At 72.9% G+C, this 12,093-nt stretch carries 9 protein-coding genes and 1 tRNA gene; 2 read left to right on the top strand and 8 right to left on the bottom strand.

What is annotated here, in order from left to right; translation table 11 throughout:
* Positions 1 to 60 precede the first annotated feature (60 nt).
* Positions 61 to 639, bottom strand: coding sequence for a dienelactone hydrolase family protein (locus AB0953_RS21190; protein ID WP_366861049.1), 579 nt, complete (start codon positions 637 to 639; stop codon positions 61 to 63).
* A 42-nt stretch (positions 640 to 681) separates the two neighbouring features.
* Between AB0953_RS21190 and AB0953_RS21185 the strand changes: the two genes are divergently transcribed.
* On the top strand, positions 682 to 1,746 hold the full coding sequence (locus tag AB0953_RS21185; RefSeq protein WP_366861048.1) for a mechanosensitive ion channel domain-containing protein: 1,065 nt from the start codon (positions 682 to 684) through the stop codon (positions 1,744 to 1,746).
* A gap of 8 nt (positions 1,747 to 1,754) precedes the next feature.
* Here the strand turns inward: AB0953_RS21185 and AB0953_RS21180 are convergent, their stop codons facing one another.
* From AB0953_RS21180 to AB0953_RS21160, 5 genes are all read right to left on the bottom strand, one after another.
* Positions 1,755 to 3,347: a Na+/H+ antiporter gene (locus AB0953_RS21180; RefSeq protein ID WP_366861047.1), complete on the bottom strand. Its 1,593-nt coding sequence runs from the start codon at positions 3,345 to 3,347 to the stop codon at positions 1,755 to 1,757.
* Positions 3,348 to 3,593: 246 nt separating this feature from the next.
* A complete protein-coding gene (locus AB0953_RS21175; protein ID WP_366861046.1) occupies positions 3,594 to 4,064 on the bottom strand; it encodes a GNAT family N-acetyltransferase in 471 nt (156 codons plus the stop codon).
* Positions 4,065 to 4,068: 4 nt separating this feature from the next.
* Positions 4,069 to 5,010, bottom strand: coding sequence for an RluA family pseudouridine synthase (locus AB0953_RS21170; RefSeq protein ID WP_366861045.1), 942 nt, complete (start codon positions 5,008 to 5,010; stop codon positions 4,069 to 4,071).
* 75 nt (positions 5,011 to 5,085) lie between these two features.
* Entirely contained in the window at positions 5,086 to 5,646 is a 561-nt protein-coding gene (lspA, locus tag AB0953_RS21165; RefSeq protein ID WP_366861044.1) for a signal peptidase II, read from the bottom strand.
* A gap of 136 nt (positions 5,647 to 5,782) precedes the next feature.
* A complete protein-coding gene (locus AB0953_RS21160; protein ID WP_366861043.1) occupies positions 5,783 to 6,847 on the bottom strand; it encodes a TraR/DksA family transcriptional regulator in 1,065 nt (354 codons plus the stop codon).
* A gap of 565 nt (positions 6,848 to 7,412) precedes the next feature.
* Here AB0953_RS21160 and ileS point away from each other — a divergent pair.
* A complete protein-coding gene (gene ileS / locus AB0953_RS21155; RefSeq protein WP_366861042.1) occupies positions 7,413 to 10,559 on the top strand; it encodes an isoleucine--tRNA ligase in 3,147 nt (1,048 codons plus the stop codon).
* 64 nt (positions 10,560 to 10,623) lie between these two features.
* Here ileS and AB0953_RS21150 read toward each other — a convergent pair.
* Positions 10,624 to 10,696 (bottom strand) — tRNA-Ala (locus AB0953_RS21150).
* 139 nt (positions 10,697 to 10,835) lie between these two features.
* Positions 10,836 to 12,029, bottom strand: coding sequence for a DivIVA domain-containing protein (locus tag AB0953_RS21145; protein WP_366861041.1), 1,194 nt, complete (start codon positions 12,027 to 12,029; stop codon positions 10,836 to 10,838).
* Positions 12,030 to 12,093 lie beyond the last annotated feature (64 nt).

Below are 12,093 nucleotides of genomic sequence, written 5' to 3'. Positions count from 1 at the left end.
CCATGAGACGAGGGGCAGGGCACACCACGTGCCCTGCCCCTCCGTGCACCCGCGCCCGGCCTACAGGCTGTCCAGGAAGGCGAGCGCCGCCTTCCAGGCCTGCTCGGCGGCCTCCGCGTCGTAGTCCTCCAGCTCCGGATCGGTGAACAGGTGCCCGGCCCCCGGGTAGCGGTGCACCTCCACGTCCGCGCCCGCCCGCTGCATCCGCAGGTACCAGGCCGTCAGCCAGTCGTGCGACTCGAACGGGTCCGGGTCCGCGACGTGCAGCTGCACCGGCAGGTCGTCGACCGCCGCGTCCTCCTGGAGGTCGGCCGTGCCGTGCAGGAGCAGCAGCCCGCGCGCCTTCTCGTCGGCCAGCGCCAGGTGCTGGGCCAGCGACCCTCCGAAGGAGAAGCCCGCGTAGACCAGCCCCTCGTCGGAGTGGGGAGCGGCGGCCAGCACCGCGCGCTTGAGCAGCTCGTCCCGGCCGAGCTCGTCCCGGTACTCCATGCCCTCCTCGACCGTGTCGAAGGTGCGGCCCTCGAACAGATCCGGCACCTGCACCCGGTGCCCGGCCGCGCGCAGCCGGTCGGCCGCCGCGTGCACCGCGGGCCGCAGCCCGTACGTCGAATGGAAAAGCACGATGTTCATGCACCCCATCGTGCCAGTTTCCGGTCGCGCGTTCCGGTTACGTTCAACGGCATGGACTCGGACTCCGTTCTGCGCCCGCTCGCCGTGGCCGGCGGCGCGCTGGCCGTCACCGTGGCCGCCGGGTGGCTGCTGGACCTGCTGCTGGTCCGGGCGGACGCCCGGCACGGCGAGACGCCGCTGTGGGGACTGCTGCGCCGCTGCCGCCTGCCGTTCCAGGTGCTCCTGTGCGCGCTGCTGCTGCGCGGCTCGTACCGGCAGGCCCGGATCCTGCCCGAGCACTCCACCGCCGTGGGCCGCACCCTGGAGCTCGCCCTGATCGCCTCGGCGGCCTGGCTGCTGGTGCGCATCGCGACCGCGGTCGTGGACTCCGCGTACGCCCGCTTCGCCGAGCGGACCGCCGACGAGGCCCGTGTGCGCCGGGTCCGCACCCAGGTCACGCTGATCCACCGGGTCGTGACGGCGGTGGTCGTCGTGGTCGCGGTGGCGGCGATGCTGCTGACCTTCCCCGAGATGCGGGCCGTCGGGGCCTCGATGCTGGCCTCGGCGGGCCTCATCGGCATCGTCGCCGGCATCGCCGCGCAGTCCGCGCTGGGCAACCTCTTCGCCGGCCTGCAGATCGCCCTCGGCGACACCGTCCGCATCGGCGACACGGTCGTCGTGGACGGCGAGTGGGGCACCGTCGAGGAGATCACGCTGACCTTCCTGGTGGTCCGCACCTGGGACGAGCGCCGGATCACGATGCCGGTGTCGTATTTCACATCCAAGCCGTACGAAAACTGGTCCCGCGGCGGCGCGCAGATGACCGGCACCGTCTTCTGGCACCTGGACCACAGCGCCCCGGTGGAGCTCATGCGCGAGCAGCTCCACCGGATCCTTCAGCAGGTGCCCGCCTGGGACGGCCGCGCCGCGAGCCTGGCCGTGACGGACACCACACCGCACACCATCCAGGTCCGGGCGGTGGTCACCGCCCGGAACGCCTCCGACATCTGGACGGTGCGCTGCGCGGTCCGCGAGCGCCTGATCACCTGGCTGGTGGCCCACCACCCGTACGCGCTGCCCCGCATCGCGAGCTCCCCGGCCGCCGCGCCGCCGGCGGGTCCGGCGGCGGGACGCTAAGGCTGCTCTCAGGGGGTCCGCAGGCTGCGGACGTCCAGGTGCCGCAGCACCCGGTCCACGATCTCCGGATCGGCGCCCGGCTCGCTGCGCGCCGCCAGCACCTCGTGCCGGGCCGCCGACATCATCTCCTTCTGGATCCGCTGGATGTCGCGGAGGCGCTGCACCCGCTGCGCGTACGCCTCGCGCCGCTCCTCGTCCACCATCTCGGGGCTGATGCGGGCGCCCACGTCGTACGCACGCCGGTAGAGCTGCTCCATCAGGTCCTCCGGCAGCTCCTCCACCTGCTCGATCTCCTTCAGCCGCCGCTTCGCGGCCTTGGCGGCGCGCACCGCCAGCCGGCGCTCCATCTCCTGCTCGGCGTCGGTGTCCGGCTCCACGCCCAGCCGACGCACCAGCCAGGGCAGGGTCAGGCCCTGGCACACCAGCGTCGCCATGATCACGGCGAAGGCGATGAAGATGATCTCGTCCCGTGCCGGGAAGGGCGCGCCGCCGTCCACCCTGAGCGGGAGGGCCAGCGCGAGGGCGACCGAGGCCACCCCGCGCATCCCGGCCCACCACATCACCACGCTCTCGCGCCAGGAGTGCGGGATCTCCTCGTCCCGGTCACGGAGCCGGTGGAGCCGCTGGGCGAGCCAGCCGGCGGGCAGCAGCCACAGCAGGCGGACGCCCACGACCACGGCCACCACGGCGGCCGCCCAGCCGGCCATCTCCGCCTCGCGGCCGCGGGCGACCCCGAACACGTTGTGCAGTTCGAGCCCGGTCAGGCCGAAGGCCACACCGGTGACCAGGACGTCGACGACCTCCCAGAAGGTGTGCCCGGCCAGCCGGCCGAGGACGTCGTCGGCGTCGTTGGCGTACTCGGCGAGGAACAGGGCGGTCACCAGCACGGCGAGCACGCCCGAGCCGCGCAGCTCCTCGGCGACCACGTACGAGACGAAGGGCACGAGCAGCGTCAGGCCGATCTGGAGCGTGGCGTCGCCGAGCCGTCCCATGAGCGCGTTCGCCGCCCAGCCGAGGCCGACGCCGACGGCGAGCGCGACCACCGCGGACAGGACGAACTCGCCGAGCGCGTCGGGCCAGGAGAAGGTGCCGCTGACGGCGGCCGCGACGGCCACGTGGTACAGCACGATCGCGGTGACGTCGTTGAACAGGCCCTCGCCCTCCAGGATCGACACCATGCGGCGGGGCAGCCCGAGCGAACCGGCGACGGCCGTGGCCGCGATCGGGTCGGGCGGGGCCACCAGCGCACCGAGCGCCACGGCCGCGGCCACCGGCAGCCCCGGGACGACCGCGTGCGCGACGGCGGCGACGGCGGCCGTGGTGACGAAGACGAGGGCGACGGCGAGGAGCAGGATGGGCCGGAGGTTGGCGGCGAACTGCCGCCACGACGTGCGCTGCACGGAGGCGTACAGCAGCGGGGGCAGCACCAGCGGCAGGATGTACTCGGGCGGGACGTCGACGTTCGGCACCGCGGGCACCAGGGCGAGGGCGGCGCCGGCGATGGTCATCAGGACGGGCGCGGGCAGCCCGAGCCGGTCCCCGAGCGGCACGCTGACGACCGCCCCGAGGAGCAGCACGAACAGCAGGGCAAGCTGATCCACTCCCCCACCCTGCCAGGACGCTGCGCTGTGCCGCGCGGTGAAGCCGCCTCCCGCCGTCGTGTCGGGCCTCCGCTGCGCGGCACATCCAGCCCGCGCGGCGTTTGAGCGCACCGGGCGCGAAGCGCCCGGGTCTTCCAGCCCCGCCGGCGATTGAGGCGGACGGGGTCCGGGGCGGAGCCCCGGTTTCGGGAAGGGGCGGGGAGGGGAACGGCTCCGCGCAGCGGCAGCGCTACGGCAGCGGCAGCGTTAGGGGAGGGGGCGGCGCATCGCGCGGTGCGGGATGCCCGCTTCCACGAACTCGGGGCCGTACGGCTCGTAGCCGAGCCGCTCGTAGAAGCCGAGGGCGTGCGTCTGCGCGCCCAGGACCACGGACCGCAGGCCCAGCCGGCAGGCCTCCGCCTCGATGGCCCGGACCAGCGCGGCCCCGACGCCCAGCCCCCGCGCGGCCGCGGTCACCGCGAGCCGCCCGAGCGACCCCGCGGCCGGGTCGCCGGTCTTGCCGAGGGCGGTCGGCCCGTACAGCAGGCGGCCGGTGCCGAGCGCGGTCCCGTCGGCCGCCACGGCCAGCACGTGCACCGCGTCCGCGTCGTACGCGTCGTACTCGATCTCGGGCGGCACGGACTGCTCGACCACGAACACCTCGGTGCGCACCGCGAAGCAGGCCTCGACGTCCTGCTTCGAGACGGCGCGCCGGACGGTGAACGGGGCGGGCGTCACCCCGTCACTCGCTCTCCGCGCGGATCACGTCCAGCGCGTGCTGCAGGTCGGCCGGGTAGCTGCTCTCGAACTCCACCCACTGGCCGTCCGCCGGGTGCTCGAACCCGAGGCGGACCGCGTGCAGCCACTGGCGGGTCAGCTTCAGCCGCTTGGCGATGGTCGGGTCCGCCCCGTACGTGAGGTCGCCGACGCACGGGTGCCGGTGCGCCGACATGTGCACGCGGATCTGGTGCGTGCGGCCGGTCTCCAGCTTGATGTCCAGCAGCGAGGCGGCGCGGAAGGCCTCGATCAGGTCGTAGTGGGTGACCGACGGCTTGCCGTCCTGGGTCACGGCCCACTTGTAGTCCGCGTTGGGGTGCCGGCCGATCGGCGCGTCGATGGTGCCGCTCATCGGGTCCGGGTGGCCCTGGACCAGGGCGTGGTAGCGCTTGTCCACGACCCGCTCGCGGAACTGGTTCTTCAGGGAGGTGTAGGCGCGCTCGGACTTGGCCACGGCCATCAGGCCGGAGGTGCCCACGTCGAGGCGGTGCACGATGCCCTGGCGCTCGGCGGCGCCGGAGGTGGAGATCCGGTAGCCGGCCGCGGCGAGGCCGCCGATGACGGTGGTGCCGGTCCAGCCGGGGCTGGGGTGGGCGGCGACGCCGACCGGCTTCATGATGACGACGACGTCCTCGTCGTCGTGGATGATCTCCATGCCGGGCACCGGCTCGGCGACGACCTCGACCGCCCGCGGCGGTGCCGGCATCTCGACCTCGAGCCAGGCGCCGCCGTGCACCCGCTCGGACTTCCCGACGACACTGCCGTCGACCGAGACCTTGCCCGCGGCGGCGAGCTCGGCCGCCTTGGTCCGGGAAAAACCGAACATACGGGAGATGGCGGCGTCGACGCGCTCGCCTTCGAGGCCATCGGGAACGGGCAGGGTGCGGATCTCGGGAATCGTACTCACCCGTCGAGTATGCCGGACTCCGCGCGGGCCCGGTTCCGGCCGGGCCCCGCGCAGGCCCCTGACGGGAGCCGCGGATCAGTCCTTGTGGACCGTGCCGTCCGGGTCCAGGCCCTTGAACGAGAGCAGCACGATCAGGATGCCGCCGCAGACGATCGCGGAGTCGGCGAGGTTGAAGACGGCGAAGTGGGCGGGGGCGATGAAGTCGACGACGGCACCGCGGAAGACGCCCGGGGAGCGGAAGATCCGGTCGGTCAGGTTGCCCAGCGCACCGCCGAGCAGCAGGCCCAGCGCGATCGCCCAGGGCAGGCTGTACAGCTTGCGGGCCAGCCGGACGATCACCACGATCACGGTGGCCGCGATCAGCGTGAAGATGATGGTGAAGGCCTCGCCGAAGCCGAAGGCGGCGCCGGGATTGCGGATCGCCTCGAACTTCAGCAGGTCGCCGACGATCCTGATCGGCGGCTGGTGCTCCAGCTCGGCGACGACGACCATCTTGCTGCCGAGGTCGAGCAGGTAGGCGAGCACGGCCACCACCAGCAGCGCGGCGATCCGCCGGCGCCCCCGGGGCGCTGCGGACCCGGGCTGGGCTTCGTCCCCGACCTCCGGCGTACCGATGATGCGCTCCGCCTCTGTCACGTGAGTCCCTCGAACTAGCTCGAACCAGGTTTCCGACGGCACAGTCCTGCCAGGTTCCTGGACCCTGACGAGCACGAGAGTACGTCAGGGTCCGCCGTCGGCGCCGCCCGGGCCGGGCCTTTCGTGCGGTTGCCGCTCAGTGCCGCCGCTCCTGCTTCTGCTTGCAGTCCACGCACAGGGTGGCCCGCGGGAAGGCCTGCATCCTGGCCTTGCCGATGGGCCGGCCGCAGTTCTCGCACAGCCCGTAGGTGCCGGCGTCGAGCCGCTCCAGGGCCCGCTCGGTCTGTTCCAGCATCTCGCGGGCGTTGGCGGCGAGGGCGAGCTCGGACTCGCGGGTGATGTTCTTGGTCCCGGTGTCGGCCTGGTCGTCGCCCGCGCCATCCCCGGAATCGCGCATCAGCCCCGAGATCGCCTCGTCCGAGGCGTGCAGCTCCGCGCGCAGCCGCGTGACCTCGCCCATCAGCTCCGTCCGCGCCCCGGCGACCTCCTCGGGGGTCCACGGTTCCTCTCCTGGCCGTACGGCGAGCTCGCCGGGGGCCGCCGTGGCGGCGGTCACCCTCGTCTTGGGCAGCCCGCTGGTGGCGGCCGCAGCCGTCTTCCTCGCCGTGCCGGTGCTCTTCTTGGCAACCACTTTCAGGGCTCCCGTCTGTTGCGCGGCCTGCGCCGCCCCCTCGGCCCCGGCCGCCTTGGCCGTGGCCTTCCTCGCGGTCGTCGCGGCCGCCGTGCGGGCGCCGGCCGCCTTCCCGGCCGCCGCCTTGCCGGCCGTGGCTTCGGTGGTCGCGGCCTTGCCGGCCGCGCGCTTGGTGGTCGTGGGCTTGGTGGTCATGGGCTTGGTCGGGGTCCCGGTGGCCGCCGCCGTCGCGGTGGTCGTGGCCTTGCCGGCCGTCGTCCTCCCGGCTGCGGTCCTGGTGGCCGCCGCCTTCGTGGCCGCCTTCTTCGTGGTCGTGGTCTTCACGGCCGTGGAGTTCTTGGCCGTGGAGTCCTTGGCGGTGGAGTCCTTGGCCGCGGACTTCACGGCCGCCGGCTTCTTCGCCGTGGACTTCACGGGCGTCGCGTGCGCGGCCGCCGGCTTCTTCGCCGCCGCCGGGCTCCTCGCTGCGGCCTTCTCGGCCACCGTCTTCACGGCCGCCTTCCCGGCCTTCTCGGCGGCCTTCCCGGCGGCCTTCTCGGGAGGATTCCCGGCAGTCTTTTTCGCCACCATGGCCGCGGCCCCTTCACATACTGTGACCTTGCACGCGAATCGTGCCGGAACGATAAATCGGCTCCCGTCCCGCGGCAACGGGGCGCGCGTCCGTCGAGGCCAACCTGCATCCGTTGTGCCCAGCAGGGGGCCCGGTAATCCGCCCCATCCGTCCCACCCGCTCCCCCCGGCGGCGCAGCGGACCGTTCGGGTCAAGCCACCGCCCGCCCCGTACGCCGCCCCGCGCCCCGCCCGCGCCCCGCCGCCGCCGGGAAACCGGTCTGCCGGGGACGCCCCCGCCCCGTACACTGGGCCCAGCGAAAGGCATGGACGGGGACGAGTAGCGTCGGACGCAGCCGTGAGCGACCCGGGGACGGTGAGAGCCCGGGGGCGAGCGCGACGTGAAGGATCACCCCTGAGCCGCCGGAAGAACGCCCGCAGCGCGGGTCAGTAGAACCGGCTCGCACCCCAATGAGGGGGCCACCGGACCCGTCCGGCGGCCAAGGAGGGTGGTACCGCGGGAGCCGAGTGCTCTCGTCCCTCCGGACGGAGAGACGAAACCCGCCGGAGGAAGACGAAAAGCCTCATGACGAACCCGCCGCAGTACCGCCCGGTCCCCGCCCAGGTCGACCTGCCCGCGCTGGAGCACGCCGTCCTGGAGTTCTGGCAGGAGCACAAGACCTTCGCCAAGACCCTCGAGCAGTCCGAGGGCCGCCCCGAATGGGTCTTCTACGAGGGCCCGCCGACCGCGAACGGCATGCCCGGCGCGCACCACATCGAGGCCCGCGTCTTCAAGGACGTCTTCCCCCGCTTCCGCACCATGCGCGGCTACCACGTGGCCCGCAAGGCCGGCTGGGACTGCCACGGCCTGCCCGTCGAGCTCGCCGTCGAGAAGGAGCTCGGCTTCAACGGCAAGCAGGACATCGAGGCCTACGGCATCGCCGAGTTCAACGCGAAGTGCCGGGAGTCCGTGACCCGCCACACCGACGCGTTCACCGAGCTCACCACCCGCATGGGCTACTGGGTCGACCTGGACGAGGCGTACCGGACCATGGACCCGGAGTACGTGGAGTCGGTCTGGTGGTCCCTGAAGGAGATCTTCAACAAGGGCCTGCTGGTCCAGGACCACCGGGTCGCCCCGTGGTGCCCGCGCTGCGGCACCGGCCTGTCCGACCACGAGCTGGCCCAGGGCTACGAGACGGTCGTCGACCCGTCCGTCTTCGTCCGCTTCCCGCTGACCTCCGGCCCGCTCGCCGGCGAGGCGGCGCTCCTCGTCTGGACGACGACCCCGTGGACCCTGGTGTCCAACACGGCCGTCGCCGCCCACCCCGAGGTCACGTACGTGGTGGCCTCCAACGGGACCGAGAAGCTGGTCGTCGCGCAGCCGCTGCTGGAGAAGGCCCTCGGCGAGGGCTGGGAGGCCACGGGCCAGACCTTCACCGGCAAGGACATGGAGCGCTGGACCTACCGGCGCCCGTTCGAGCTGGTGCCCTTCGAGGCCCCCGCCCACTTCGTGGTCAACGCCGAGTACGTCACCACCGAGGACGGCACCGGCCTGGTCCACCAGGCCCCGGCCTTCGGCGCCGACGACCTCGCGGTCTGCCGCGCGTACGGCCTGCCGGTCGTGAACCCGGTCCGCCCCGACGGCACCTTCGCCGAGGACGTCCCGCTGGTCGGCGGCGTCTTCTTCAAGAAGGCCGACGAGAAGCTCACCGCCGACCTCGACGCCCGCGGCCTGCTCTTCAAGCACATCGCCTACGAGCACAGCTACCCGCACTGCTGGCGCTGCCACACCGCGCTGCTCTACTACGCGCAGCCGTCGTGGTACATCCGCACCACCGCCGTCAAGGACGCGATGCTGCGGGAGAACGAGAAGACCAACTGGTTCCCCGAGTCGGTCAAGCAGGGCCGCTTCGGCGACTGGCTGAACAACAACATCGACTGGGCGCTGTCCCGCAACCGCTACTGGGGCACCCCGCTGCCGATCTGGCGCTGCGAGGAGGGCCACCTGACCTGCATCGGCTCCCGTGCCGAGCTGTCGGAGCTGTCCGGGCAGGACCACTCGTCCCTGGACCCGCACCGCCCGTACATCGACGACGTCACCTTCCCGTGCACGGCCGAGGGCTGCGCGCACACGGCGGTCCGCGTCCCGGAGGTCATCGACGCCTGGTACGACTCGGGCTCGATGCCGTTCGCGCAGTGGGGCTACCCGTACAAGAACAAGGACGTCTTCGAGAAGCGCTACCCGGCGCAGTTCATCTCCGAGGCGATCGACCAGACCCGCGGGTGGTTCTACACCCTGATGGCGGTCGGCACCCTGGTCTTCGACAAGTCCTCGTACGAGAACGTGGTCTGCCTGGGCCACATCCTCGCCGAGGACGGCCGCAAGATGTCCAAGCACCTGGGCAACATCCTGCAGCCGATCCCGCTCATGGACCAGCACGGCGCCGACGCGGTGCGCTGGTTCATGGCGGCCGGCGGCTCCCCGTGGGCGGCGCGGCGCGTCGGCCACGGCACGATCCAGGAGGTCGTCCGCAAGACGCTCCTCACGTACTGGAACACGGTCGCCTTCCAGGCCCTGTACGCGCGCACCTCGGGCTGGGCGCCCTCGGCGGCCGACCCGGCGCCGGCCGAGCGCACCGTCCTGGACCGCTGGCTGCTCTCCGAGCTGCACGCGCTGACCTCCGAGGTCACCGAGGCGATGGAGGCGTACGACACGCAGCGCGCCGGCAAGCTGCTGTCCGCGTTCGTGGACGACCTGTCGAACTGGTACGTGCGCCGCTCGCGCCGCCGGTTCTGGCAGGGCGACAAGGCCGCCCTGCGCACGCTGCACGACGTGGTCGAGACGGTCACGCGGCTCATGGCGCCGCTGACGCCGTTCATCACCGAGCGGGTGTGGCAGGACATGATCGTCCCGGTCACCCCGGGCGCCCCCGAGTCGGTGCACCTGTCGAGCTGGCCGACGGCCGACGCGGCGGCGATCGACCCGGTGCTGTCGCAGCAGATGCAGCTGGTGCGGCGCCTGGTCGAGCTGGGCCGGGCCACGCGCGCCGAGTCCGGCGTCAAGACCCGCCAGCCGCTGTCGCGGGCCCTGGTCGGCGCGGCGGGCTTCGACGCCCTCACCCCCGACCTCCAGGCGCAGATCACGGAGGAGCTGAACGTCTCCTCCCTGGCCTCCCTCTCCGAGGTGGGCGGGTCGCTGGTGGACACCACCGCGAAGGCGAACTTCCGGGCGCTGGGCAAGCGGTTCGGCAAGGGCGTGCAGGACGTGGCCAAGGCCGTGGCCGCGGCGGACGCGGCGGCGCTGTCCCTGGCCCTGCGCTCCGGCGAGGCCACGGTGGAGGTGAACGGCGAGGCGGTGGTCCTGACCCCGGAGGAGGTCATCATCACCGAGACGCCGCGTGAGGGCTGGTCGGTGGCCTCGGACTCCGGTGCGACCGTCGCCCTGGACCTGGAGATCACCCCCGAGCTGCGGCTCGCCGGGCTGGCCCGTGACGCGATCCGCCTGATCCAGGAGGCCCGCAAGAACTCGGGCCTGGACGTCGCGGACCGGATCGCCCTCCGCTGGTCCTCGACGGACGCCGAGGTCACCACGGCCCTGACGGACCACGCGTCGCTGATCGCGGACGAGGTGCTGTCCACGGACTTCGCCTCGGGTGAGGCCGACGACACGTACGGGGCGCCGTTCACGGACGAGTCCCTGTCCCTGACGTTCCGCCTCCGCAAGGCGTAAGCGCTCGTACGGAAGCGGCGCCTCCCGGTTCGGGGGGCGCCGCTTCCTTTTGCGTTCACACGCAGGGAGCGGACCGGATTCGAACCGGCGTCCTCCCTCTTGCCGAGAAGGCGCGACGACCTCTGCGCTACCGCCCCGTGCGCCCGCCCACTCTACCGACCCCGCCCCTGGCGGGCCGCCGCTGCGCGGAGCGGCGGAGCCGTCGGGTACGGGAACGGGCCGGGCCCGGGTTCCGTGGAACCCGGGCCCGGCCCGTAGTGACTGCCGACGGCTACGTCAGTTGTCGTCCTCGTCGATCAGGAAGCCCCGCATGGGCGACGGCGCCTGCATCGGCTGCGGCGCAGCCGGCCGCACCGGAGCCATCGGCTGGGTCATCGCCGGGGACATCTGCTGCTGCCCGCCGTAGGAGGGCCCGCTCATCGGCGACGGACCGCCCATCGGCGAGGGGCTGCTCATCGGCGACGGACCGCCCATGGAGTGCCCCATCGCACCGGCCGGAGCCATCGACGGCGTCGGGGACGGCGGCAGCGCCGGACCGGCCGGGTTCCGCGGCGGGGCCAGGGAGTCGTCGGCCTGGGTCTCGAGCTGGCGCAGCTGCGACTCCAGGTAGGACTTCAGACGCGTACGGTACTCGCGCTCGAAGCCCCGCAGGTCCTCGACCTTGCGCTCCAGCGTGGCGCGCGCGGACTCCAGCGAGCCCATCGCGACGCGGTGCTTCTCCTGGGCGTCCCGCTCCAGCGCATCGGCCTTGGCGCGGGCGTCGCGCTCCAGGCCCTCGGCGCGGCTGCGCGCCTCGCCGACGATCTTGTTGGCCTCGGAGCGGGCCTCCGCGATCGCCTGGTCGGCGGTCTGCTGCGCCAGCGAGAGCACGCGGGCGGCGCTGTCGCCACCGGGGCCCTGCTGCGGGAGCTGCGGCTGCTGGGGCTGCATCGGCTGCATCTGCTGGCCCATGGGCTGCATCTGCTGGCCCATCGGCTGCATCTGCTGCCCCATGGGCTGCATCTGCTGGCCGAGCGGGTTCTGGCCGCCCATGGACTGCTGGCCCATCTGCTGCATCTGCTGACCCATGGGCTGCATGGGGCCGCCCATGGGGCCGGGGCCGCCGGGGCCCTGCGGGCCGGGGCCGCCGGGGCCGGCCGGAAGCTGCGGCTGGCCGCCCGGGAGCTGCGGCGGGCCCATCTGCGGCGGGCCCTGCTGGGCCGGCGGGCCGGATATGGCCGCGGGCACGGGGCCGCCGGGGCGCTGGTCCTGGGGTTCCGGCTTGCGCATGCCCTGCTGCTGCTGGTTCTGCGCGGCGGCACGGGTCGCTGCGGCCAGCTTGGCGCGCAGGTCCTCGTTCTCGCGCAGCAGGCGCGTCAGTTCGGCCTCGACCTCGTCGAGGAAGGCATCGACCTCGTCCTCGTCATAGCCTTCTCGGAGGCGGACGGTCGTGAACTGCTTGTTCCGCACGTCCTCGGGAGTCAGCGGCATGTCTTCTTCACCTCTACGTAGTCGTCGGCAGTCGGCAGGACCGTATCGGGACTGTCCCCGCGCC

Origin of the sequence: Streptomyces sp. NPDC046866, from assembly GCF_040704625.1 — a bacterium.
Taxonomy (GTDB): domain Bacteria; phylum Actinomycetota; class Actinomycetes; order Streptomycetales; family Streptomycetaceae; genus Streptomyces.
This window is presented reverse-complemented; position numbering and strand designations above follow the sequence as displayed.